This window comes from Citrobacter sp. ANG330 (assembly GCF_047467925.1).
Lineage (GTDB): Bacteria > Pseudomonadota > Gammaproteobacteria > Enterobacterales > Enterobacteriaceae > Citrobacter_A > Citrobacter_A amalonaticus_G.
In genome coordinates this window covers 284,936-307,798 of the sequence record NZ_JASJUI010000001.1, presented here as the reverse complement: position 1 = coordinate 307,798, position 22,863 = coordinate 284,936, and the positions used below count along the sequence as shown (strand labels likewise).

Genomic DNA, 22,863 nt, shown 5'->3' with positions numbered 1-22,863 from the left:
TCATCAGGCGATGAAACAGGGCAAGGACTGTTGAAAAGAGATGATCGTGTTGGGGGAAGGATTACCCGGTGCGTTGCGTCTCGCCCTTCGGGTCGTTGCCTGCGGCAACGTTCTCTCGCTTTTGCTCGAGTCGAATCTTAATCGAAGCTTCTCATCCTTCCCCGCATGGGCAGAATATAGGGCAACGTCGATTGATTTGGCAAAGGTGTAACAGGGAAGTGATGGTGGTGGGGGAAGGATTACCCGGCGCGTTGCGCCTCGCCCTTCGGGTCGTTGCCTGCGGCAACGCTTTCTCGCTGCGCTCGAATCGAACCTTAATCGAAGCTTCTCATCCTTCCCCGCATGGGCAGAATATAGGGCAACGTCGATTGATTTGGCAAAGGTGTAACAGGGAAGTGATGGTGGTGGGGGAAGGATTACTCGGCGCGTAGCGCCTCGCCCTTCGGGTCGTTGCCTGCGGCAACGTTCTCTCGCTTTTGCTCGAGTCGAATCTTAATCGAAGCTTCTCATCCTTCCCCGCATGGGCAGAATATAGGGAAACGTCGATTGATTTGGCAAAGGTGTAACAGGGAAGTGATGGTGGTGGGGGAAGGATTACTCAGCGCGTTGCGCCTCGCCCTTCGGGTCGTTGCCTGCGGCAACGCTTTCTCGCTGCGCTCGAATCGAACCTTAATCGAAGTTTCTCATCCTTCCCCGCATGGGCAGAATATAGGGCAACGTCGATTGATTTGGCAAAGGTGTAACAGGGAAGTGATGGTGGTGGGGGAAGGATTACTCGGCGCGTTGCGCCTCGCCCTTCGGGTCGTTGCCTGCGGCAACGTTCTCTCGCTTTCGCTCGAGTCGAACCTTAATCGAAGCTTCTCATCCTTCCCCGCATGGGCAGAATATAGGGCAACGTCGATTGATTTGGCAAAGGTGTAACAGGGAAGTGATGGTGGTGGGGGAAGGATTCGAACCTTCGAAGTCGATGACGGCAGATTTACAGTCTGCTCCCTTTGGCCGCTCGGGAACCCCACCAGGGGTAAACATATTGTCAGAACGTACAGTGTGAATGGTGGTGGGGGAAGGATTATTCGTCGCTTCGCTCCTCACCCTTCGGGCCGTTGCCGTTGGCAACGTTCTCTCGCTTTCGCTCGAGTCGAACCTTAATCGAAGGTTCTTAACCTTCCCCGACAAGCACAAACTTCTGGATTGCTCATTGAGTTAACTACATCACTGTAGTGAATAATGGTGGTGGGGGAAGGATTCGAACCTTCGAAGTCGATGACGGCAGATTTACAGTCTGCTCCCTTTGGCCGCTCGGGAACCCCACCACGGGGTAAAGATATTGCATGCATTCGATAACAGTGAAGGATTATTCGGAGCTAAAGCTCCTCACCCTTCGGGCCGTTGCCGTTGGCAACGTTCTCTCACTATCGCTCGAGTCGAACCTTCGAAGTCGATGACGGCAGATTTGCAGTCAGCTCCCTTATGATCGCTCGGGAACCCCACCACGGGGTAATGCGTTTTACTGGCCTGCTTCCGTTTCGGGAAGCGGGGCGCATCATATCAAATGACGCGCCCCTGTAAAGCATTCCGGTGATAAAAATAAACTGGTTGCCTGATTTTTACCCGCTAAGCCGTAAAGGTAACCAATTCATTTCTCAGTCGATTAAAGAATAATCGTCCGGTTGCCGTACACAAACACGCGCTGGGCAAGTACCTGATACAACGCGCGGCTCAGAACGTTTTTTTCGACGTCACGACCCGCGCGCATCATGTCTTCCGCCGTGTAGGTGTGATCCACATGGATGACGTCCTGCATGATGATCGGACCTTCGTCCAGATTGTCATTCACATAATGCGCCGTCGCGCCGATGATTTTCACCCCGCGCTCATAAGCCTGATGGTAAGGCCGCGCGCCAATGAACGCTGGCAGGAACGAGTGGTGAATATTAATAATCTGGTTCGGGAAGCGCGCCACAAATTCCGGCGTCAGCACACGCATGTATTTTGCCAGCACCACGTAATCCGGTTGGTGCGCGTCAATCGCGTCCGCCATTTTCTGATCGTGCTCTTCGCGGGTTAACCCTTCATGACTGACCAGTTCGAAAGGAATTTCAAAGCGCTCAACCAGCGAACGCAGCGTTTCGTGATTACCAATCACGGCCGCGATATCCACATCGAGACCGCCATAGTTGGCTTTCATTAACAGATCGCCCAGACAATGCGCTTCTTTGGTGACCAGAATCACCACGCGACGACGTCCGGCAGGATTTAACTCACGAACAGAGCCTTCGGGCAAGGCGCTGTCCAGATCGGCCAGCAGCGTGGCGTCGTTGAAAATCCCTTCCAGCTCGGTGCGCATGAAAAAACGCCCGGTGCGGTGGTCTACAAACTCATTGTTCTGCACGATATTCAGTTCATGTTTGTAGCAAATATTCGTAATACGCGCGATAAGCCCTTTCTGGTCAGGGCAGATGGTACGAAGCACTTTTCGTTGTAAAGAATGCATTGCAGCGGTAATCCTGTTGATGATGTTTGCTGAGTGAATACTGTCGGGCAGTTGACTAGCCGCAGCATTTTTTAAATTTTTTACCTGAGCCACAAGGGCAGGGGTCGTTGCGTCCGAATTGCGGGCGTGTGCCGTCGATATAGTACCACTGACCGTTTTCTTTTAAAAAACGAGAACGTTCAATGATTGCCCCCGGTTTGTCGTGTTCGCGAAAACGGGCGACAAAACTGACGTAACCGGTGTTGTCTTTCTCAGACACGGTGTGTTCGAAAACGGTCAACCCCAGCCATTCAGTGGTGGCAAATCCGGCACCGATCTCATCCCGGAAGCTGGCTGCGTGACAGGATGGATGCCAGGTCCGTATCAAATAATCTGCGTCTTTCATCACAAAAGCGCAGTAGCGCGAACGCATGAGGTGCGATGGAGCGGGTGCAACTTGCTCACCAGACAGATATCGGTGGCAACATAGGCTATACTCGACAGCGCTACCACAGGGACAAAGCTGAGACACAAAAAAACTCCCTGATAAAAAAAGGCGGATAAAAAAGCCTGAGTAGCGCTATGTTAACTGAGCGTTGGAGATGTTGCTACGCCCGTAAGCCAGGGGAAGTCTGTCGGTCACATGAGAAAAATGAAAATAGGTCTGGCGCTAGGTTCTGGTGCAGCGCGAGGCTGGTCGCATATTGGTGTCATCAAAGCCCTCAAACACATGGGCATTGATATTGATATCGTCGCAGGGTGTTCCATCGGTTCGCTGGTCGGTGCCGCCTACGCCTGCAATAAATTGCCCGCGTTAGAAGAGTGGGTCTGCTCGTTCAGCTATTGGGATGTCCTGCGTCTGATGGACGTGTCCTGGCGAAGGGGGGGACTGCTGCGCGGCGAACGCGTCTTTAATCAATACCGCAACGTTATGCCAGTCGCTGAAATTGAGCAGTGTAGCCGTCGTTTTGCAACGGTGGCGACCAATCTCAGTACCGGGCGCGAATTATGGTTTACGGAAGGCGATCTCCATCTCGCCGTTCGTGCCTCCTGCAGTATTCCCGGCCTGATGTCGCCCGTCGCCCACAATGGCTATTGGCTGGTGGACGGCGGCGTCGTTAATCCGGTTCCCATCTCACTGACCCGCGCGCTGGGTGCGGATATTGTGATTGCTGTCGATCTGCAACACGACGCACATTTGATGCAGCAGGATCTGCTGTCATTGAACGTCAGTGATGATGCTCCGGAGGGGAGCGATGAAGGGCTTCCCTGGCATGCGCGCCTGAAAGAACGGCTGGGCAATATTACCGCACGTCGCGTGGTGACGGCGCCCACCGCGATGGAAATCATGACCACGTCGATTCAGGTGCTGGAAAATCGCCTGAAGCGTAATCGCATGGCGGGCGACCCGCCGGACATATTAATCCAACCGTTCTGTCCACAAATCTCCACCCTGGATTTTCATCGTGCCAGTTCTGCCATAGAAGCAGGGCGGCTAGCGGTTGAGAAAAAGATGGACGAACTTTTACCTCTGGTGCGAGCCGGCGTTTGACGCACCATTTTTAACTACACTTAAGCATATTCTGACAGGCGTGTGTGGCAATAGCATGCCACTATTGAGTAAAGCCAGTCAGGGGAGAGAACATGACGCAGCCATTGGTCGGAAAACAGATTCTAATCGTTGAAGACGAGCCAGTTTTTCGCTCGCTTCTGGATTCGTGGTTTTCCTCTTTGGGAGCGACAACGGTACTGGCGAGCGATGGGATTGAGGCTCTGGACCGTTTAGCCGATTTCACACCTGATCTCATGATTTGCGATCTCGCCATGCCGAGAATGAATGGCCTTAGTCTGGTGGAACATTTGCGCAACCGCGGTGACCAGACGCCGATTCTGGTGATCTCGGCGACAGAAAATATGGCAGATATCGCCAAAGCCTTACGTCTCGGCGTGAATGATGTCCTGCTGAAGCCGGTAAAAGACCTGACCCGGCTGCGGGAAACCGTGTTTGCCTGTCTGTATCCAAATATGTTTAATTCCCGGGTTGAAGAAGAAGAGCGTCTTTTTCGTGACTGGGATGCGATGGTGGATAATCCTGCTGCCGCTGCAAAATTGCTTCAGGAACTTCAGCCTCCGGTGCAACAGGTTATTTCGCATTGTCGGGTCAACTATCGACAACTGGTTTCGGCAGATAAGCCCGGACTGGTTCTGGATATTGCGCCGCTTTCGGAGAATGATCTCGCATTTTATTGCCTGGATGTTACCCGTGCTGGCGACAACGGTGTGCTGGCGGCGTTACTCCTGCGGGCGTTATTTAATGGTTTGTTGCAGGATCAACTCATGCATCAGAATCAGCGTCTGCCGGAACTGGGAGCATTATTGAAGCAGGTCAACCAACTGCTCCGTCAGGCGAATTTACCCGGACAGTTTCCGCTATTAGTTGGCTATTATCATAGTCAGCTTAAAAATCTGATTCTGGTTTCAGCCGGACTCAATGCGACATTAAATACCGGTTCGCATAATGTGCAAATCAGTAACGGCGTTCCACTGGGAACGCTGGGGAATACCTACCTCAACCAAATTAGTCAACGCTGCGAGGCCTGGCAGTGCCAAATTTGGGGGGCAGGAGGTAGGCTGCGTCTTATGTTGTCTGCAGAATGAACAATCGAGAAGGCGGATGCAAATTGCCGTATCTGCCTTTCTCAGCGGGTGTTACTATCTGCGCCAGTTTTATACGTATTTATCTTAATTATACGAACGCGCATCCTTTTCGGACCTGAGGCTTGTGTCAGTCCTGATATACTCGATGCGATACAGATTGATGAACACGTTCAATACATGAACAGTCCAGGAGAATTTAAATGGCTGCCATTAACACGAAAGTCAAAAAAGCCGTTATCCCGGTAGCGGGATTAGGAACCAGGATGTTACCGGCGACGAAAGCGATCCCGAAAGAGATGTTGCCGCTGGTTGATAAGCCATTAATTCAGTATGTCGTAAATGAGTGTATTGCGGCGGGCATCACTGAAATTGTGCTGGTGACGCACTCCTCGAAAAATTCGATCGAAAACCACTTCGATACCAGTTTTGAACTTGAAGCGATGCTGGAAAAACGCGTTAAGCGCCAGTTACTCGAAGAAGTCCAGTCTATTTGCCCACCACATGTCACGATAATGCAGGTTCGTCAGGGGCTGGCAAAAGGCCTGGGCCATGCCGTATTGTGCGCCCATCCGGTCGTGGGTAATGAACCTGTCGCGGTTATTTTGCCTGACGTTATTCTTGATGAGTATGAGTCCGATTTATCCCAGGATAATCTGGCTGAAATGATCCGTCGTTTTGATGAAACCGGAAATAGCCAGATTATGGTGGAGCCGGTCGCCGATGTTACCGCTTATGGTGTGGTTGACTGTAAAGGCGTACCGTTGTCACCGGGCGAAAGCGTTCCAATGGTAGGCGTAGTTGAGAAACCGAAAGCGGATGTCGCACCGTCAAACCTGGCAATTGTTGGCCGTTATGTACTGAGTGCGGACATCTGGCCTCTGCTGGCGAAAACCCCTCCGGGAGCGGGCGATGAAATTCAGTTGACTGACGCTATCGACATGTTGATCGAAAAAGAGACTGTCGAAGCCTACCATATGAAAGGGAAGAGCCACGACTGCGGCAATAAATTAGGATATATGCAGGCATTTGTGGAATATGGCATTCGACATAATTCGCTTGGTAGCGAATTTAAGGCCTGGCTCGAAGAAGAGATGGGTATTAAAAAGTAACCAGACGTTATAATTAACGAACTGAGACGGCGCTGACATTCAGCGCCGTTTTTTTATACCCACACGTTGCGGTGAAAAGGCAGATTACGGACATAAAAAATCCCGCAGAGTGCGGGATTTTAAGCAAGCAGATAACGGATTATTCCTTAATCAGGAAATCGTCCAGTTGTTTACCTTGCTCTTCCATTGCTTTCTTGATCACTGCCGGAGTACGACCCTGACCCGTCCAGGTTTTGGTTTCGCCGTTTTCATCAACGTAGCTATATTTAGCCGGACGCGCTGCACGTTTAGCTTTGGTGCCGGATTTAACAGCAGCCATGCTATTCAGCAGTTCATTCGGATCAATACCGTCAGCAATCAGCATTTCACGATATTGTTGCAGTTTACGAGTACGCTCTTCAACTTCAGCGGCTGCCGCGCTTTCTTCTTCACGACGTTCGTTAACAACAACTTCTAATTTCTCCAGCATTTCTTCCAGCGTCTCAAGGGTACATTCTCTTGCCTGCGCACGAAGAGTACGGATGTTGTTCAGAATTTTAAGTGCTTCGCTCATTGTAGTAATCTCAAACTTATATTGGGGTGGTTTGTTGAGCTAATAATAGAGCGTTAAATTCAGATGTGCAATAGCCAGGAATGTAAGGAATTCAAAATTGCCCTTTATTTTTTGCCTGCAATAAATATCCGAACTTAAATTTTTCTTGAAGGAACGCACAAAAAAGGGCTTATTGGCTGAGCGGTTACTCCTTTTTTCGCCAGAAAACATCTGGATTCAGGTCACATTTTCACATGATGAAATAGCCGCGCAATGTAGTGATTTCAACCTTTTATATTAGTTTTGTTGATGGGCGCAGTCTATTACTTCGCAACAGTTATGTAGAACAGTAACAATAAGTTCAGGGTTTCCATTAGGGCGGCGTTGATAAGCAGTGTTGATGAATATCTAAAGCACATTACGACAAGAATGGGATCTATCGCGCATTGTTTGTTCAATTGTTAATTCGTATTTTCCGTACATTTGCACCTACAGATTTTTCGTACACCGCGAGCGGGTGATGGAAGATATAGCAGATGAGGGCAGAACCTGACACCGATAGCGATTGAAATTATGCTACACTGCGCCCGTCTTTATTTCACTTTGGTGAGGGTCTGTGGCCGATGGCACAGCTATATTTCTACTATTCAGCAATGAATGCAGGTAAGTCGACTGCCTTACTGCAATCTTCATACAATTACCAGGAACGCGGGATGCGTACTGTCGTATATACCGCAGAAATAGACGATCGCTATGGCGCGGGAAAAGTGAGTTCGCGTATCGGGTTGTCCTCTCCCGCCAAATTGTTTAACCAGAATTCATCGTTGTATGAAGAGATTGCAGCCGATAATGCGCAACAATCTATTCACTGCGTGCTGGTGGATGAATGTCAGTTTTTAACTCGCCAGCAGGTTTATGAATTATCGGAAGTGGTTGATCAACTGGATATTCCGGTGCTGTGTTACGGATTACGTACGGATTTTCGTGGCGAATTGTTTGTGGGTAGCCAATACCTGTTGGCGTGGTCAGATAAGCTGGTGGAATTAAAAACGATCTGCTTCTGTGGGCGCAAAGCGAGTATGGTGCTGCGTCTTGATCAGGCGGGCAGGCCTTATAATGAAGGCGAACAGGTTGTCATTGGCGGCAACGAGCGCTATGTCTCGGTCTGTCGTAAGCATTATAAGGAAGCGCTGGACGAGGGCTCTTTGACGGCCATACAAGAACGCCATCGCCACGACTAAACCCTTTTGCAGATAAACGGTTTGCGCTGGGCTGAAGCGTTTACAGACCCGACAGCGGGCTGAAAGAAGAAACATATTCTGGACACAAAAAAGCGGCCTCATCAGAGGCCGCTTTTACATTATGACTGCTCAGTGAGAATTATGCGGATTTCTTCGCTTTTTTCTCTGCTTTCGGTGCAGCGACAACTTCTTTCGCCGCTGATGTGCCTTCAGAGAACTCACGACCGTAGAAAGTATCCAGCAGGATCTGTTTCAGTTCGGAAATCAGTGGGTAGCGCGGGTTCGCGCCGGTGCACTGGTCATCGAATGCATCTTCAGACAGCTTGTCAACGTGAGCCAGGAAGTCGGCTTCCTGAACGCCTGCTTCACGGATTGACTTCGGAATACCCAGTTCTGCTTTCAGGCTTTCCAGCCATGCCAGCAGTTTCTCGATCTTCGCTGCAGTACGGTCGCCCGGTGCGCTCAGACCCAGATGATCTGCGATTTCAGCATAACGACGGCGTGCCTGCGGACGGTCATACTGGCTGAAGGCAGTCTGCTTGGTCGGGTTGTCGTTTGCGTTGTAGCGAATAACGTTGCTGATCAACAGGGCGTTCGCCAGACCGTGCGGAATGTGGAACTGTGAGCCCAGTTTGTGCGCCATGGAGTGACACACGCCGAGGAAGGCGTTCGCAAACGCGATACCGGCGATAGTGGCTGCACTGTGAACACGTTCACGGGCGACCGGGTTTTTAGCCCCTTCGTTGTAAGACGCCGGCAGATTTTCTTTCAGCAGTTTCAGCGCTTGCAGTGCCTGACCATCAGAGAACTCAGAAGCCAGTACGGATACGTAAGCTTCCAGGGCGTGAGTGACGGCATCCAGACCACCGAAGGCACACAGGGACTTCGGCATGTCCATAACCAGGTTAGCATCGACAATTGCCATATCCGGGGTCAGAGCATAGTCAGCCAGTGGGTATTTCTGACCGGTAGCATCGTCGGTGACAACTGCAAACGGAGTCACTTCAGAACCGGTACCAGAAGTGGTGGTGACGGCGATCATTTTCGCTTTCACGCCCATTTTCGGGAATTTGTAGATACGCTTACGGATGTCCATAAAGCGCAGCGCCAGTTCTTCGAAGTGGGTTTCCGGATGCTCGTACATAACCCACATGATTTTCGCGGCGTCCATCGGGGAACCGCCACCCAGCGCGATGATTACGTCTGGTTTGAAAGAGTTCGCCAGCTCTGCGCCCTTACGTACAACGGACAGAGTAGGGTCAGCTTCAACTTCAAAGAACACTTCCACTTCAACGCCAGCAGCTTTCAGCACAGAGGTGATCTGGTCAGCATAGCCATTGTTGAACAGGAAGCGGTCAGTCACGATGAGCGCACGTTTGTGGCCATCAGTAATCACTTCATCCAGCGCGATGGGCAGTGAGCCACGGCGGAAGTAGATAGATTTCGGAAGTTTGTGCCACAACATGTTTTCAGCTCGCTTAGCAACGGTTTTCTTGTTGATCAGGTGTTTCGGACCAACGTTTTCAGAGATGGAGTTACCACCCCAGGAACCACAACCCAGAGTCAGGGAAGGTGCGAGTTTGAAGTTATACAGGTCACCGATACCACCCTGAGATGCCGGGGTGTTGATCAGGATACGCGCGGTTTTCATCATCTGACCGAAGTAAGCCACGCGCTCCGGCTGGTTGTCCTGGTCGGTGTACAGGCAAGAGGTATGACCGATACCGCCCATTGCCACCAGTTTCTCTGCTTTAATTACCGCATCTTCGAAATCTTTCGCACGGTACATCGCCAGCGTCGGGGACAGTTTTTCGTGAGCGAACGGTTCGCTCTCATCAACCACTTTCACTTCACCGATCAGAATCTTAGTGGTTTCTGGTACAGTGAAACCTGCCAGTTCGGCGATTTTGTAAGCAGGCTGACCTACGATAGCCGCGTTCAGCGCGCCATTTTTCAGGATCACGTCCTGAACAGCTTTCAGCTCTTTACCCTGCAGCATGTAGCCGCCGTGGCTGGCGAAACGCTCGCGAACGGCATCGTAAACGGAATCAACCACAACAACAGACTGTTCAGAAGCACAGATAACGCCGTTGTCGAAGGTTTTAGACATCAGTACAGAGGCGACAGCACGTTTGATATCAGCGGTTTCATCAATAACCACTGGCGTGTTACCCGCGCCCACACCGATAGCTGGTTTACCGGAGCTGTATGCGGCTTTAACCATGCCCGGACCACCGGTCGCAAGAATCAGGTTGATATCCGGGTGGTGCATCAGCGCGTTAGACAGTTCAACGGAAGGTTGATCGATCCAGCCAATCAGGTCTTTCGGCGCACCAGCAGCGATAGCCGCCTGCAGCACGATGTCAGCCGCTTTGTTGGTTGCATCTTTTGCACGTGGGTGCGGGGAGAAGATGATCGCGTTACGGGTTTTCAGGCTAATCAGAGACTTAAAGATTGCCGTAGAGGTTGGGTTAGTGGTTGGTACGATACCGCAGATGATACCGATGGGTTCAGCAATGGTGATGGTCCCGAAGGTGTCGTCTTCAGACAGCACGCCGCAGGTTTTTTCATCTTTGTAAGCGTTATAGATGTATTCAGAAGCAAAGTGGTTTTTAATCACTTTATCTTCGACGATACCCATGCCGGATTCGGCAACGGCCATCTTCGCGAGAGGAATTCGAGCATCTGCGGCAGCCAGAGCGGCGGCGCGGAAGATTTTATCAACTTGTTCTTGAGTGAAACTGGCATATTCACGCTGGGCTTTTTTGACGCGCTCGACGAGTGCGTTAAGTTCAGCGACATTAGTAACAGCCATAATGCTCTCCTGATAATGTTAAACTTTTTTAGTAAATCATCTGCTCGATACGTGAGTATAGACAGCGGGCGTTAGTTTGTATAACAGCCAGAAAATCAATTGGTTACTTAACGTTCAGTTTGCTCTGATTTACTAAAAGAGCTTGTGCGTTAGCGTCATCTAACTCTAACGCGTTACTTCCAGGTGGCGTAAGCAAGGTTACTCACTTCTGAGTAGCGATTACGTGATCTGGATCAAGATTTAGCAAAGCTGACACCTTTCAGCAGGGCCTTTTTACCCTTAACGCTAAGTGTTGTTTAATTGTAGTGGTGAATGGGTCTTAAATTATCATAATTAAAACATATTATTAACACTCAGGAATGGTAGCAATTTTACGTTTGCCCTGGTGAAATGTGCTGTGAAAAGGCGTATCTTCAGCACGGTTTTTACCCGGTTATTTTAACTTACTTTATACGGCTAACGCTTCGGAGCTAACCGTGATCCAAACGCTGTTTGATTTTCCTGTTTATTTCAAATTTTTCATCGGGTTGTTCGCGTTAGTGAACCCGGTTGGGATTATTCCTGTCTTCATTAGTATGACGAGCTACCAGACAGCGGCGGCGCGCAACAAAACGAACCTCACTGCCAACCTGTCCGTTGCGATCATTCTGTGGACCTCGTTATTCCTCGGCGACGGTATTCTGCAACTGTTCGGTATCTCAATTGATTCGTTTCGTATCGCCGGCGGGATCCTTGTGGTCACCATTGCAATGTCGATGATTAGCGGCAAACTGGGTGAGGATAAGCAGAACAAGCAGGAAAAATCAGAAACGGCGATCCGGGAAAGCGTAGGCGTGGTTCCCCTGGCGCTGCCGCTGATGGCAGGCCCTGGTGCTATCAGTTCGACCATTGTGTGGGGGACGCGTTACCACAGCGTGATGTACCTGCTTGGCTTTTTTGTGGCGATTGCGATTTTTGCCCTGTGCTGTTGGGGACTTTTCCGCATGGCACCATGGCTGGTGCGTGTTCTTGGCCAGACGGGCATTAACGTGATTACCCGAATTATGGGCCTGCTCTTAATGGCGCTGGGGATCGAGTTTATTGTCACAGGTATTAAGGCCATTTTTCCAGGGCTATTAAGCTAATTCGCTTTCAGATGAAATAACCTGCGGAGCTGTTCGCGGCTCCGTCTGTTTTTATCACCCCGTCTCGTCACCTTTCTTACTTTCCGTCCCGCCCATCAGGAATCACGGATGACTTTGTCCGTATTAAGCCCCTTGATTCAACTGTGTTTTTAATCTCTTTTCCAGACTCTGCTTTGTTATTTTGCTCACATCACAATCCGGGGCTTGCTGAAGGATAATTGAGATGATATTAGTTAATTCAATGAACTGGCAGAGTAATGTGCTAAAAAATAACCAATTGTTAAATTTTCGTATATTTATACGCCTTTTGCAGAGTCCGAAGGTCTCAAACGGATAGGCTGTTAATAATTGCATGATTAATAAGACATTATTTTTATTTCGTTTGTTTCGGAACGTTCTACCGGAACGCAATTTTTTCTCTAAAAGAGAATTGCTTAACAAATCTGTAAATTGTATTGGCGGTTGATAAATGCTTTTGTTACTTTCCGACAGTTCATATTGAAGCGGATTGCTTGTTGATGAGAATAAATATCAATAAACAGTTGAGCCCACTGTTCATGCGCCCCGGGCAGGGGAGGTGCATAACGAATCGACGTAAGGCGATCATACGAATCGTCAGAATAAATAAAGTCGGTGATAGCAGGCAGTAAACGACCTGGCAGCTGAAAGTCTCCGGAGCTGCACAGAGATCCCTGACGGGATTAACAGGCTGGTGATAAAGCCAGTAATTATAATGAGGGAGTACAAACACAATGACCAACACGAAGAAAAGTTTAGTGGCGGCAGGCATTTTAACTGCGCTAATCGCCGGAAATGTGGCAACAGCGGCGGTCGTTCCCGCCGGTGTGCAACTGGCAGAAAAGCAGACGCTGGTGCGAAATAATGGTTCGGAAGTCCAGTCCCTCGATCCGCATAAAATCGAAGGGGTTCCGGAATCGAATATCAGCCGCGATCTGTTCGAAGGTTTAATCATCAGTGACGTCGACGGTAAGCCGTCTCCGGGCGTGGCTGAAAAATGGGAAAATAAAGACTTTAAAGTCTGGACATTCCATCTGCGTAAAGACGCAAAATGGTCGGATGGCTCACCGGTGACAGCCCACGACTTTGTTTACAGCTGGCAGCGTCTGGCGAATCCGAATACGGCGTCCCCGTACGCCAGTTATCTGCAATATGGTCACATCGTTAATATTGATGACATTGTTGCCGGTAAGAAACCGCCAACCGATCTCGGTGTTAAAGCTATCGATGATAATACCTTTGAAGTGACCCTCAGCGAGCCTGTTCCTTATTTCTATAAACTGTTGGTGCACTCATCCGTTTCCCCGGTTCCTAAAGCCGCCGTTGAAAAATACGGCGACAAATGGACTCAGCCCGCTAATATCATCAGCAATGGTGCGTATAAGCTAAAAGACTGGGTCGTAAACGAGCATATCGTGCTTGAGCGTAACCCTAATTACTGGGATAACGCCAAAACGGTGATTAACCAGGTGACCTACCTGCCGATCGCCTCAGAAGTGACAGATGTTAACCGCTACCGCAGCGGTGAAATCGACATGACCTATAACAATATGCCGATTGAATTGTTCCAGAAGCTGAAAAAAGAGATCCCGAACGAAGTTCATGTTGACCCGTATCTGTGCACCTACTATTACGAAATTAATAACCAGAAAGCACCGTTTACGGATGTCCGTGTGCGTACCGCGCTTAAGCTGGCGCTGGACCGCGATATTATCGTTAATAAAGTGAAAAACCAGGGTGACCTGCCGGCCTATAGCTTCACGCCGCCGTATACTGATGGCGCAAAACTGACTGAACCAGAGTGGTTTGGCTGGACCCAGGAAAAACGCAACGAAGAAGCGAAAAAACTGCTGGCCGAAGCCGGTTATACCGCTGATAAACCTCTGACCTTCAACCTGCTGTATAACACTTCCGATCTGCATAAAAAACTGGCCATCGCCGCGGCGTCCATCTGGAAGAAGAATTTGGGTGTGAACGTGAAACTGGAAAACCAGGAGTGGAAAACCTTCCTCGATACGCGTCATCAGGGTAACTATGATGTCTCGCGTGCGGCCTGGTGTGCGGATTACAACGAACCAACGTCCTTCCTGAACATGGTGTTGTCTGACAGCTCAAACAACACGACGCATTATAAGAGCCCGGCGTTTGACAAAATCCTCGCCGATGCGCTGAAAGCAACGAATGAAGAGCAGCGTACTGAGCTTTACGGCAAAGCCGAGCAGCAGCTTGATACCGATTCTGCGATTGTCCCGGTGTTCTACTACGTTAACGCCCGCCTGGTGAAACCGTGGGTGGGTGGTTATACCGGTAAAGACCCGATGGATAATATCCACGTCAAAGACTTGTATATTATTAAGCATTAATGGCAAAGGGTGGGGCAGCTTACGCTGCCCCACAGTGTCTTTTTTCGTCGACTCTCACCCCCTCTCTGGCATTTTGTGTGCAGGGGGAAAGGCACTCGCCAAAGGTACGGGCAATGTTGAAATTTATTCTACGCCGTTGTCTGGAAGCAATTCCGACACTGTTTATTCTTATTACTATTTCGTTCTTTATGATGCGCCTGGCGCCGGGAAGTCCCTTCACCGGTGAACGTGCATTGCCGGCAGAAGTCCTGGCGAACATTGAAGCGAAATACCATCTTAACGATCCCATCATGACCCAGTATTTCAGCTACTTGAAGCAACTGGCGCACGGTGATTTCGGTCCTTCGTTTAAATACAAAGATTATACGGTTAACGATCTTGTTGCCTCAAGCTTCCCGGTTTCGGCGAAGCTGGGGCTTGCCGCCTTTCTTCTGGCCGTGATCCTCGGCGTGAGCGCGGGCGTGATTGCCGCGTTGAAGCAAAATACACGATGGGATTATGCGGTGATGGGGGTGGCAATGACCGGCGTGGTGATACCCAGCTTTGTGGTCGCGCCGCTGCTGGTCATGATATTCGCTATCACCCTCAAGTGGTTGCCGGGTGGCGGCTGGAATGGCGGGGCGCTGAAATTCATGATCCTGCCGATGGTGGCGTTATCGCTGGCCTATATTGCCAGTATTGCGCGTATCACCCGTGGCTCAATGATTGAAGTGCTGCACTCGAATTTTATCCGCACGGCGCGAGCCAAAGGGCTGCCGATGCGTCGCATTATTTTCCGCCATGCGTTGAAACCCGCGCTGCTTCCTGTGCTCTCCTATATGGGGCCTGCATTTGTCGGGATTATCACCGGTTCGATGGTCATTGAGACGATTTATGGTTTACCGGGGATCGGTCAGCTGTTTGTTAACGGCGCGCTGAACCGCGATTACTCGCTGGTTCTGAGTCTGACAATCCTTGTGGGAACATTGACGATTGTCTTTAATGCGATTGTTGACGTGCTGTACGCCGTCATCGACCCGAAAATTCGTTACTGACACTGGAGCTCGCGATGATGTTAGGTAAGAAAAACAGCGAAGCGCTGGAGAATTTCAGTGAGAAGCTCGAGGTCGAGGGACGCAGCCTGTGGCAGGATGCACGCCGTCGTTTTATACATAACCGTGCCGCGGTCGCCAGTCTGATTGTACTGGTGATCATTGCGCTGTTCGTGACGCTGGCACCGATGCTGTCGCAGTTCACCTACTTCGATACCGACTGGGGCATGATGTCCAGTGCGCCCGATAGTGAATCAGGCCATTATTTTGGTACTGACTCTTCCGGACGTGACCTGCTGGTGCGCGTGGCGATTGGTGGGCGGATCTCGCTAATGGTTGGTATTGCGGCCGCGCTGGTGGCGGTGGTGGTGGGGACGCTGTACGGTTCGCTTTCGGGCTATCTGGGCGGCAAAATCGACTCCGTGATGATGCGTTTGCTGGAAATCCTTAACTCCTTCCCGTTTATGTTCTTCGTTATTCTGCTGGTCACCTTCTTTGGACAAAACATTCTGCTGATTTTTGTGGCGATCGGGATGGTCTCCTGGCTGGACATGGCGCGTATTGTTCGCGGGCAAACGCTGAGCCTGAAGCGGAAAGAGTTTATCGAAGCCGCGCAGGTGGGTGGCGTGTCGACCGGCAATATCGTCCTGCGTCATATTGTGCCTAACGTGCTGGGCGTGGTGGTGGTATACGCTTCCTTGCTGGTGCCGAGCATGATCCTGTTCGAATCTTTCCTCAGCTTCCTGGGACTGGGGACGCAGGAGCCGCTGAGCAGTTGGGGCGCGTTGCTCAGCGATGGCGCCAACTCGATGGAAGTGTCGCCGTGGCTACTGCTGTTCCCGGCAGGTTTCCTGGTGGTGACGTTATTCTGTTTTAACTTTATTGGCGATGGCCTGCGTGATGCCCTCGACCCGAAAGACCGTTAAGGAGTGCAGCCATGAGCGTAATTGAAACTGCAGGCGTGCCGTTCACGCAGCAAAGGGCTAACGCACTGCTGGACGTAAAAGATCTTCGTGTGACGTTCAGTACCCCGGACGGCGATGTCACCGCGGTGAATGATTTAAACTTTACGCTGCGTGCCGGAGAAACGCTGGGTATTGTTGGGGAGTCTGGCTCCGGCAAATCGCAGACCGCGTTTGCGCTGATGGGGCTGCTGGCGGCGAATGGCCGAATTGGCGGCTCGGCAACGTTCAACGGACGTGAGATCCTCAATCTGCCTGAGCATGAGTTGAATAAGCTGCGTGCTGAACAGATCTCAATGATTTTTCAGGACCCGATGACCTCGCTGAACCCTTACATGCGGGTCGGGGAACAGCTAATGGAAGTGCTGATGCTGCATAAAAGCATGAGTAAAGCCGAGGCGTTTGACGAGTCGGTCAGAATGCTGGATGCGGTGAAAATGCCGGAAGCGCGTAAGCGGATGAAAATGTTCCCGCATGAGTTTTCCGGCGGTATGCGTCAGCGCGTGATGATCGCAATGGCGCTGCTGTGCAGGCCAAAGTTACTGATTGCCGACGAACCGACGACAGCGCTGGACGTCACCGTGCAGGCGCAAATCATGACGCTGTTGAATGAACTGAAGCGTGAATTCAACACCGCGATCATCATGATTACCCACGATCTTGGCGTCGTGGCCGGGATTTGCGACAAGGTGCTGGTGATGTATGCCGGTCGGACGATGGAATACGGTAATGCCCGCGATGTCTTTTATCAGCCCGTTCATCCTTATTCAATTGGCCTGCTGAATGCGGTTCCGCGTCTGGATGGCGAAGGCGAGGAGATGCTGACGATTCCGGGGAACCCGCCCAACTTACTGCGTCTGCCGAAAGGCTGTCCGTTCCAGCCTCGCTGTCCGCATGCGATGGAGATTTGTAGTAGCGCTCCGCCGCTGGAGGAGTTCAGTCCGGGACGCCTGCGCGCCTGCTTTAAACCGGTGGAGGATCTGGCATGAACGCGATTGATGAAAAACGTAAAGTCCTCCTGGAAATCGCCGATCTGAAGGTGCATTTCGACATAAAAGATGGCAAACAGTGGTTCTGGCAGCCCTCTAAAACCCTGAAGGCGGTCGATGGTGTCACGCTGCGACTCTATGAAGGGGAGACGCTGGGCGTTGTTGGGGAGTCTGGCTGCGGGAAATCGACCTTTGCCCGCGCGATCATCGGCCTGGTGAAAGCGACCGATGGGCGCGTGGCCTGGTTAGGTAAAGACTTGCTGGGGATGAAACCGGATGAATGGCGCGACGTGCGAAGCGATATTCAGATGATTTTCCAGGATCCGCTGGCGTCGCTAAACCCGCGTATGACCATAGGCGAAATCATCGCCGAGCCACTGCGCACCTATCATCCTAAACTGCCTCGTCAGGAAGTGCGCGATCGGGTGAAAGCGATGATGATGAAGGTCGGCCTGCTGCCTAACCTGATCAACCGCTACCCGCATGAGTTTTCAGGCGGCCAGTGCCAGCGTATCGGAATTGCGCGGGCGTTGATTCTGGAGCCAAAGCTGATCATCTGCGACGAACCCGTCTCCGCGCTGGACGTGTCAATTCAGGCACAGGTTGTCAACTTGTTGCAGCAGCTTCAGCGGGAGATGGGACTGTCGCTGATCTTCATTGCCCATGACCTGGCCGTGGTCAAACATATCTCTGATCGCGTGCTGGTGATGTATCTGGGTCATGCTGTGGAGCTTGGGACCTATGATGAGGTTTACCACAACCCGCTGCATCCCTACACCAAAGCGCTGATGTCGGCGGTGCCGATTCCCGATCCCGATCTGGAAAAAAATAAGACGATTCAGCTACTGGAAGGGGAATTACCGTCACCGATTAACCCGCCGTCAGGCTGCGTATTCCGTACCCGTTGTCCGATAGCCGGGCCGGAATGTGCGAAAACGCGTCCGGTACTCGAAGGCAGTTTCCGGCATGCGGTATCCTGCCTTAAGGTAGACCCGTTATAATTGCAAGGGCTGACAAACTGTCAGCCCTTCTTTTTACTGAGGTTATTGTGACGTTTTCACTGTCATCAATTCGCAGGCAAATTTATCACCGCTTGTTCGACCTGAATACCCGCTCAGGCCGACGGGGTGAGGGGTTATGCGCCCTGTTCGCGCTGTTAAGCGTGCTGGTTATTTTTATTGAATCGGGTCTTGGCACGCAATATCACCTGACGCTTAATGAGTGGCATATTTTTGTCTGGCTTGAACTCATCGTCACGCTGGTTTTTACGATTGAGTATATTCTACGTCTGGTGAGTTGGCCGAATCCGGCAAAATATGTCTTCAGCTTCTGGGGCTTTATTGATTTAGCGACTATTCTGCCTTTGTATGTGATGTGGCTGTGGCCGGAAATCAGCCTTAACTACGTTTTTGCCTGGCGGGCTATGCGGGCCATTCGTATTCTGCGGATCCTGAAACTGCTGCGCTTTATGCCTTCGCTACGGGTATTCTGGCAGGCTATTCTGAGCGCCCGGCATCAACTGATTCTGTTTTATTCCTTTATCGGCATTGTCATGATTATTTTCGGCACCCTGATGTATCTCATTGAAGGGCCGGAATATGGATTTACCACGCTGAATGCATCCGTTTACTGGGCGATTGTCACTGTGACGACGGTCGGGTATGGCGATATTACACCCCATACGCCGTTAGGGCGGATCGTGGCGTCCGTTCTGATTTTGATTGGTTATTCGGTGATTGCGATTCCGACGGGGTTAATCACCACCCATATGAGCAGCGCGTTTCAAAAGCGGAATCAGCAGCGTCGATGCCCGCAGTGTAAGCAGAGCCAGCACGAACATAGCGCCAGGTTTTGTAACCACTGCGGCAGTAAATTGCCGGACTAAATAAAAAGAGCCGCGCTGGCGGCTCTTCTCTTCGTCATTATTCGCGCCAGAGAATATGGCAGAGCTTGTGATCTTTTTCGCGGCACAGCAGTACGCGTGCGAAGATATCATTAATTTCGCCGTCTTCACTGTCCGCCAGGCCAATTACCACCTCGGCGAAAAAGTCAGGGTTCAGGTCGTAATCCACGTGCTCCTGCCAGTCTTCAGACGGGTCAAATAACTCTGCGCCACCGCGTTCTTCAAACTGCAAATTGAACAGAATAATGTCTGCCGGGTCGAGGTTATCGGCCGCCAGTTCGAGAAAAATATCGTAAGCCTGCTCAAGCGTTTCGTCTTCAGTCAGGCGATTGTTCAGATCCATATCCATAATCACTACCTGTTTACCGTCTCTTGGGCTCGTTTTACAGCAATGGACTGAAGAAGTAAAACAGTCGCTCGGTGATCCGCTGCCAGAGCGGGCGTTTTAGCCACAAATTCGCGTCCAGCAGGCGTGAACGGGAGATGTAATCGTCCTGCACGGCCGCCAGGTCACCGCCGAATCCGACGTCATCAATGACCAGCGTGATCTCAAAGTTAAGCCACAGACTGCGCATATCAAGGTTCACTGTCCCGACCAGACTGAGTTCACCATCGACCAGCACACTTTTGGTATGCAGCAGACCGCCTTCAAACTGGTAGATTTTCACCCCTGCCGACAGCAGTTCGGTAAAGAAGGCGCGGCTGGCCCACCCGACCAGCAGCGAATCATTCTTGCGCGGCAGAATAATACTCACATCCACTCCGCGCTGCGCTGCCGTACAAATGGCATGCAGTAAATCGTCGCTCGGCACGAAGTAGGGGGTAGTCATGATCAGATATTCACGCGCCGAGTAAGCCGCCGTCAGCAGCGCCTGGTGGATCAGATCTTCCGGAAAGCCAGGACCGGAGGCAATGGTGTGAATGGTGTGTCCGCTGGCCTCTTCGAACGGCATTATATTGACGTCCGGCGGCGGAGGCAGGATCCGTTTGCCGGTTTCAATTTCCCAGTCGCAAGAATAGACGATGCCCATCGCGGTGGCGACCGGACCTTCCATACGCGCCATCAAATCGACCCACTGACCGACTCCGGCATCCTGTTTAAAGAACCGCGGATCGACCATGTTCATACTGCCGGTATAAGCAATATAGTTATCGATCATCACCATTTTGCGGTGCTGGCGCAGGTCCATGCGACGCAGGAACACACGGAACAGATTGACCTTCAGCGCCTCAACCACTTCAATACCGGCGTTGCGCATCATTGTCACCCAGGGGCTGCGAAAGAAGGCGACGCTGCCCGCAGAGTCAAGCATTAACCGGCAATGAATTCCGCGTCGTGCGGCAGCCATCAGGGATTCTGCCACCTGATCCGCCATCCCCCCCGGCTGCCAGATATAGAACACCATTTCGATGTTGTGCCGCGCCAACTGGATATCGCGTATCAGCGCCTGCATGACATCATCAGAATCGGTGAGCAACTGGAGCTGGTTGCCTTTGACCCCCGCAATGCCCTGACGGCGCTCGCAGAGCTTGAACAACGATGCGGCGACACTGCTGTTCTCCTCGGCGAAGATATGCTTGCAGGCTTTCAGATCGTTCAGCCATTTTGCCGTGGATGGCCACATAGCCCGCGCACGTTCGGCCCGGCGTTTGCCTAAATGGAGTTCCCCGAAGGATAAATAAGCAATAATTCCGACCAACGGCAGAATATAAATGATCAACAGCCAGGCCATCGCGGAAGGCACTGCGCGCCGTTTCATAAGAATACGTAATGTTACACCGGCAATGAGCACCCAGTAGCCCAGAATGACCAGCCAACTCACCACCGTGTAGAAGGTTGTCATAGATTAAAAATCCTTTTGAAAGCGTTTGTTATGAGTTTACGCGTCAGGATTCATCTGGCAAATAAAAACACGGCAAAAGCGCTAGCCTGCCTGTCCGCGGGGGGTATAATGCCCATTCTGGCATTATAAGAGTAGGTATCATGAAGCGGAGTAGAACGGAAGTGGGACGCTGGCGGATGCTGCGTCAGGCCAGTCGCCGTAAAGCGCGTTGGCTTGAAGGGCAGTCGCGTCGCAATATGCGAATCCACTCAATCAGAAAATGTGTCCTGAACCAGCAACGTAATTCGCTGCTGTTTGCGATCCATAGCTTCTGAGTGAACAGGGCACCGCATGCGGTGCCCAATGAATAGATCTTTCAGAACGTCTTCTTAAAGGGTTTCACCGAAACCTGCGCGTAAACCCCGGCGGCAACATACGGGTCAGCCTCGGCCCAGGCTTTTGCCTCTTCCAGTGAGCCAAATTCAGCAATCACCGTGGAGCCGGTAAAACCTGCTGCACCGGGATCATTGCTATCCACTGCCGGCATGGGTCCAGCAGTCAGAAGACGTCCTTCGTCGTGAAGCAGTTGCAGTCGCGCCAGATGTGCAGGGCGGACGGAAAGACGCTTTTCAAGAGAGTTCGGGTTATCTTGCGCGTAGATGACATAAAGCACGGATAGGGCTCCTTGGTCGGTAAAAGTGCTAAATACGTTATTTGAAAGGCCTCTTTACTGCAACGCAAAGATGACAGCCTTGTTAAGGCCGTGCTGTTGTCAGGGATATTTCAGGATAAAAATGGCGCTTATGCCGATGCCTTATTGAATATGATTGCTATTTGCATTTAAAATCGAGGCCTGGCTTTTCAACTGAAACGATTATGACTTCAATGACCCTTGAATGAAGTCTATTCGGTTTTCTTTAGATGTTCACCTCACATCCTCTGCAATTGATGTTCCTTACAACTCCCCAGAGCGTTAAGATAGTTAACCGATTGAGTTTTCAGGGTAAGAAAGGATGAGTGACACAATTGACTTCTTCAGCATGTTAGCTGATATCACTATGGCTACTACCGCTGTCTGGGCTGCATTCAAAGCTAATGACTGGTTTAAAACCAAGCGTCTTGAGAGTGCTGAAAACTTCTATAGAGAAGTTCACAATCTCCATAAACGTTACTATTCAGCTATCCAATACGTTGAGGATTCAAGAAGGATATTTGATAGTCAGTATGGATTGCATACGCCAATATCTGAACCTAAAGACAAGTCGTTGCAATGGGAGGTTAAATCGAACTCTTACAAAATCATCGCTGAACTGGATTATCTGGCATCGTCACTACAAATGATGGATGCAATGGGTAACAAACTTAGCCCTAAATCGGCTTCACTGGTTAGTGATATGATGGAAGCACATGGACGATTCTGTAACGATGTGATGAATTTCAATGACTCAGTTTGGAAGGTTATAAGGGCAGGTATAACTGAAGAGAACATCCCACCTACGCGAGGCTATGTGAACGGCGATTACATGGCTATCCTTACCAGTATGGATGAACCTGTAAGGATATCTTTTGAGTTAAAAGAAATCAGTTTTAAAGATTTTTACCTGCATGAAACTACTATGCAGTCAGTAATGACGAGGCTGAAATCGCTTATCGCCAGAACAGGTAAAAACAGGACATAAACAGGTTAGTACCTATTCAATTTAACGGTGTTTTTTCAAGTATTTATGAAGTAATACACAGATTCTATGCAGTATCCACACAATCATATCTTTGGTGTAACTAATTGATATTTATAAAGAATCTGTGCAGTCTCTGTTTAGGG

General features: G+C 50.7%; 20 protein-coding genes, 2 tRNA genes and 7 other RNA genes. 13 read left to right on the top strand and 16 right to left on the bottom strand.

What is annotated here, in order from left to right; genetic code table 11:
- Window positions 1-44 precede the first annotated feature (44 nt).
- From QNN88_RS01500 to QNN88_RS01450, 11 genes are all read right to left on the bottom strand, one after another.
- Window positions 45-176: non-coding RNA, RtT sRNA (locus tag QNN88_RS01500), on the bottom strand.
- Window positions 177-222: 46 nt separating this feature from the next.
- Window positions 223-353: non-coding RNA, RtT sRNA (locus QNN88_RS01495), on the bottom strand.
- Window positions 354-399: 46 nt separating this feature from the next.
- A non-coding RNA gene (locus QNN88_RS01490) (RtT sRNA) lies at window positions 400-531 on the bottom strand.
- A 46-nt stretch (window positions 532-577) separates the two neighbouring features.
- Window positions 578-708: non-coding RNA, RtT sRNA (locus QNN88_RS01485), on the bottom strand.
- 46 nt (window positions 709-754) lie between these two features.
- Window positions 755-886, bottom strand: a non-coding RNA gene (locus tag QNN88_RS01480) — RtT sRNA.
- A 46-nt stretch (window positions 887-932) separates the two neighbouring features.
- A tRNA-Tyr gene (locus QNN88_RS01475) sits at window positions 933-1,017 on the bottom strand.
- A gap of 35 nt (window positions 1,018-1,052) precedes the next feature.
- A non-coding RNA gene (locus QNN88_RS01470) (RtT sRNA) lies at window positions 1,053-1,184 on the bottom strand.
- A 44-nt stretch (window positions 1,185-1,228) separates the two neighbouring features.
- A tRNA-Tyr gene (locus tag QNN88_RS01465) sits at window positions 1,229-1,313 on the bottom strand.
- A 24-nt stretch (window positions 1,314-1,337) separates the two neighbouring features.
- A non-coding RNA gene (locus QNN88_RS01460) (RtT sRNA) lies at window positions 1,338-1,480 on the bottom strand.
- A gap of 171 nt (window positions 1,481-1,651) precedes the next feature.
- Window positions 1,652-2,494: a formyltetrahydrofolate deformylase gene (purU, locus tag QNN88_RS01455; protein ID WP_414238662.1), complete on the bottom strand. Its 843-nt coding sequence runs from the start codon at window positions 2,492-2,494 to the stop codon at window positions 1,652-1,654.
- A gap of 55 nt (window positions 2,495-2,549) precedes the next feature.
- The gene (locus tag QNN88_RS01450; protein WP_414238661.1) at window positions 2,550-3,005 is read right to left on the bottom strand and encodes a YchJ family protein; all 456 of its coding nucleotides are present in this window, start codon (window positions 3,003-3,005) and stop codon (window positions 2,550-2,552) included.
- Window positions 3,006-3,116: 111 nt separating this feature from the next.
- Here QNN88_RS01450 and rssA point away from each other — a divergent pair, with 111 nt between their 5' ends.
- From rssA to galU, 3 genes are all read left to right on the top strand, one after another.
- Entirely contained in the window at window positions 3,117-4,025 is a 909-nt protein-coding gene (gene rssA / locus QNN88_RS01445; protein ID WP_414238660.1) for a patatin-like phospholipase RssA, read from the top strand.
- Window positions 4,026-4,117: 92 nt separating this feature from the next.
- Window positions 4,118-5,131: a two-component system response regulator RssB gene (rssB, locus tag QNN88_RS01440; RefSeq protein ID WP_414238659.1), complete on the top strand. Its 1,014-nt coding sequence runs from the start codon at window positions 4,118-4,120 to the stop codon at window positions 5,129-5,131.
- A 200-nt stretch (window positions 5,132-5,331) separates the two neighbouring features.
- On the top strand, window positions 5,332-6,240 hold the full coding sequence (gene galU / locus QNN88_RS01435) for a UTP--glucose-1-phosphate uridylyltransferase GalU (RefSeq protein ID WP_414238658.1): 909 nt from the start codon (window positions 5,332-5,334) through the stop codon (window positions 6,238-6,240).
- Between the two features lie 139 nt (window positions 6,241-6,379).
- Here galU and hns read toward each other — a convergent pair whose 3' ends face one another.
- Entirely contained in the window at window positions 6,380-6,793 is a 414-nt protein-coding gene (gene hns / locus QNN88_RS01430; RefSeq protein WP_042318627.1) for a histone-like nucleoid-structuring protein H-NS, read from the bottom strand.
- A 602-nt stretch (window positions 6,794-7,395) separates the two neighbouring features.
- Between hns and tdk the strand changes: the two genes are divergently transcribed.
- Window positions 7,396-8,013, top strand: coding sequence for a thymidine kinase (gene tdk, locus QNN88_RS01425; RefSeq protein WP_414238657.1), 618 nt, complete (start codon window positions 7,396-7,398; stop codon window positions 8,011-8,013).
- A 139-nt stretch (window positions 8,014-8,152) separates the two neighbouring features.
- On the opposite strand, the gene adhE is transcribed toward tdk, so the two are convergent.
- Entirely contained in the window at window positions 8,153-10,828 is a 2,676-nt protein-coding gene (adhE, locus tag QNN88_RS01420; protein ID WP_414238656.1) for a bifunctional acetaldehyde-CoA/alcohol dehydrogenase, read from the bottom strand.
- Between the two features lie 476 nt (window positions 10,829-11,304).
- Here adhE and ychE point away from each other — a divergent pair, with 476 nt between their 5' ends.
- The 7 genes from ychE to QNN88_RS01385 all read left to right on the top strand — a co-directional run bounded on the left by ychE (window position 11,305) and on the right by QNN88_RS01385 (window position 19,200).
- Window positions 11,305-11,952: an NAAT family transporter YchE gene (gene ychE / locus QNN88_RS01415; protein ID WP_042318631.1), complete on the top strand. Its 648-nt coding sequence runs from the start codon at window positions 11,305-11,307 to the stop codon at window positions 11,950-11,952.
- Between the two features lie 752 nt (window positions 11,953-12,704).
- On the top strand, window positions 12,705-14,333 hold the full coding sequence (gene oppA, locus QNN88_RS01410) for an oligopeptide ABC transporter substrate-binding protein OppA (protein ID WP_414238655.1): 1,629 nt from the start codon (window positions 12,705-12,707) through the stop codon (window positions 14,331-14,333).
- Window positions 14,334-14,446: 113 nt separating this feature from the next.
- Window positions 14,447-15,367 carry an oligopeptide ABC transporter permease OppB gene (gene oppB, locus QNN88_RS01405; protein ID WP_414238654.1) on the top strand — a complete coding sequence of 307 codons (921 nt, stop codon included), beginning with the start codon at window positions 14,447-14,449 and terminating at the stop codon, window positions 15,365-15,367.
- Window positions 15,368-15,381: 14 nt separating this feature from the next.
- The gene (gene oppC, locus QNN88_RS01400) at window positions 15,382-16,290 is read left to right on the top strand and encodes an oligopeptide ABC transporter permease OppC (RefSeq protein WP_414238653.1); all 909 of its coding nucleotides are present in this window, start codon (window positions 15,382-15,384) and stop codon (window positions 16,288-16,290) included.
- An 11-nt stretch (window positions 16,291-16,301) separates the two neighbouring features.
- Window positions 16,302-17,315: a murein tripeptide/oligopeptide ABC transporter ATP-binding protein OppD gene (oppD, locus tag QNN88_RS01395; RefSeq protein ID WP_414238652.1), complete on the top strand. Its 1,014-nt coding sequence runs from the start codon at window positions 16,302-16,304 to the stop codon at window positions 17,313-17,315.
- Window positions 17,312-18,316, top strand: a complete 1,005-nt coding sequence (gene oppF / locus QNN88_RS01390) for a murein tripeptide/oligopeptide ABC transporter ATP-binding protein OppF (RefSeq protein ID WP_414238651.1) — start codon at window positions 17,312-17,314, stop codon at window positions 18,314-18,316. The genes oppD and oppF overlap by 4 nt, the downstream gene beginning before the upstream one ends.
- Before the next feature lie 47 nt (window positions 18,317-18,363).
- On the top strand, window positions 18,364-19,200 hold the full coding sequence (locus QNN88_RS01385; RefSeq protein ID WP_414238650.1) for an ion transporter: 837 nt from the start codon (window positions 18,364-18,366) through the stop codon (window positions 19,198-19,200).
- A gap of 37 nt (window positions 19,201-19,237) precedes the next feature.
- Here QNN88_RS01385 and QNN88_RS01380 read toward each other — a convergent pair whose 3' ends face one another.
- Complete coding sequence (locus tag QNN88_RS01380; protein WP_042283511.1) at window positions 19,238-19,567, bottom strand: HI1450 family dsDNA-mimic protein; 330 nt, start codon at window positions 19,565-19,567, stop codon at window positions 19,238-19,240.
- A gap of 34 nt (window positions 19,568-19,601) precedes the next feature.
- Window positions 19,602-21,062: a cardiolipin synthase gene (gene cls / locus QNN88_RS01375; protein ID WP_414238649.1), complete on the bottom strand. Its 1,461-nt coding sequence runs from the start codon at window positions 21,060-21,062 to the stop codon at window positions 19,602-19,604.
- A gap of 140 nt (window positions 21,063-21,202) precedes the next feature.
- Here cls and QNN88_RS01370 point away from each other — a divergent pair, with 140 nt between their 5' ends.
- On the top strand, window positions 21,203-21,376 hold the full coding sequence (locus QNN88_RS01370; RefSeq protein ID WP_414238648.1) for a YciY family protein: 174 nt from the start codon (window positions 21,203-21,205) through the stop codon (window positions 21,374-21,376).
- Between the two features lie 41 nt (window positions 21,377-21,417).
- Here QNN88_RS01370 and QNN88_RS01365 read toward each other — a convergent pair whose 3' ends face one another.
- Window positions 21,418-21,714 (bottom strand): YciI family protein, encoded by a 297-nt coding sequence (locus tag QNN88_RS01365; protein ID WP_414238647.1) that lies wholly within the window; start codon window positions 21,712-21,714, stop codon window positions 21,418-21,420.
- A gap of 340 nt (window positions 21,715-22,054) precedes the next feature.
- Here QNN88_RS01365 and QNN88_RS01360 point away from each other — a divergent pair, with 340 nt between their 5' ends.
- The gene (locus QNN88_RS01360) at window positions 22,055-22,720 is read left to right on the top strand and encodes a hypothetical protein (RefSeq protein WP_021522061.1); all 666 of its coding nucleotides are present in this window, start codon (window positions 22,055-22,057) and stop codon (window positions 22,718-22,720) included.
- The last annotated feature ends 143 nt before the right edge of the window (window positions 22,721-22,863 follow it).

Excerpts from the sequence above, each read along its gene's own strand:
- purU (WP_414238662.1), bottom strand. The coding sequence starts at position 2,494 with ATGCATTCTTTACAACGAAAAGTGCTTCGTACCATCTGCCCTGACCAG.
- rssA (WP_414238660.1), top strand. The coding sequence starts at position 3,117 with ATGAGAAAAATGAAAATAGGTCTGGCGCTAGGTTCTGGTGCAGCGCGA.
- rssB (WP_414238659.1), top strand. The coding sequence starts at position 4,118 with ATGACGCAGCCATTGGTCGGAAAACAGATTCTAATCGTTGAAGACGAG.
- galU (WP_414238658.1), top strand. The coding sequence starts at position 5,332 with ATGGCTGCCATTAACACGAAAGTCAAAAAAGCCGTTATCCCGGTAGCG.
- hns (WP_042318627.1), bottom strand. The coding sequence starts at position 6,793 with ATGAGCGAAGCACTTAAAATTCTGAACAACATCCGTACTCTTCGTGCG.
- tdk (WP_414238657.1), top strand. The coding sequence starts at position 7,396 with ATGGCACAGCTATATTTCTACTATTCAGCAATGAATGCAGGTAAGTCG.
- adhE (WP_414238656.1), bottom strand. The coding sequence starts at position 10,828 with ATGGCTGTTACTAATGTCGCTGAACTTAACGCACTCGTCGAGCGCGTC.
- oppA (WP_414238655.1), top strand. The coding sequence starts at position 12,705 with ATGACCAACACGAAGAAAAGTTTAGTGGCGGCAGGCATTTTAACTGCG.
- oppB (WP_414238654.1), top strand. The coding sequence starts at position 14,447 with ATGTTGAAATTTATTCTACGCCGTTGTCTGGAAGCAATTCCGACACTG.
- oppC (WP_414238653.1), top strand. The coding sequence starts at position 15,382 with ATGATGTTAGGTAAGAAAAACAGCGAAGCGCTGGAGAATTTCAGTGAG.
- oppD (WP_414238652.1), top strand. The coding sequence starts at position 16,302 with ATGAGCGTAATTGAAACTGCAGGCGTGCCGTTCACGCAGCAAAGGGCT.
- oppF (WP_414238651.1), top strand. The coding sequence starts at position 17,312 with ATGAACGCGATTGATGAAAAACGTAAAGTCCTCCTGGAAATCGCCGAT.
- QNN88_RS01380 (WP_042283511.1), bottom strand. The coding sequence starts at position 19,567 with ATGGATATGGATCTGAACAATCGCCTGACTGAAGACGAAACGCTTGAG.
- cls (WP_414238649.1), bottom strand. The coding sequence starts at position 21,062 with ATGACAACCTTCTACACGGTGGTGAGTTGGCTGGTCATTCTGGGCTAC.
- QNN88_RS01370 (WP_414238648.1), top strand. The coding sequence starts at position 21,203 with ATGAAGCGGAGTAGAACGGAAGTGGGACGCTGGCGGATGCTGCGTCAG.
- QNN88_RS01360 (WP_021522061.1), top strand. The coding sequence starts at position 22,055 with ATGAGTGACACAATTGACTTCTTCAGCATGTTAGCTGATATCACTATG.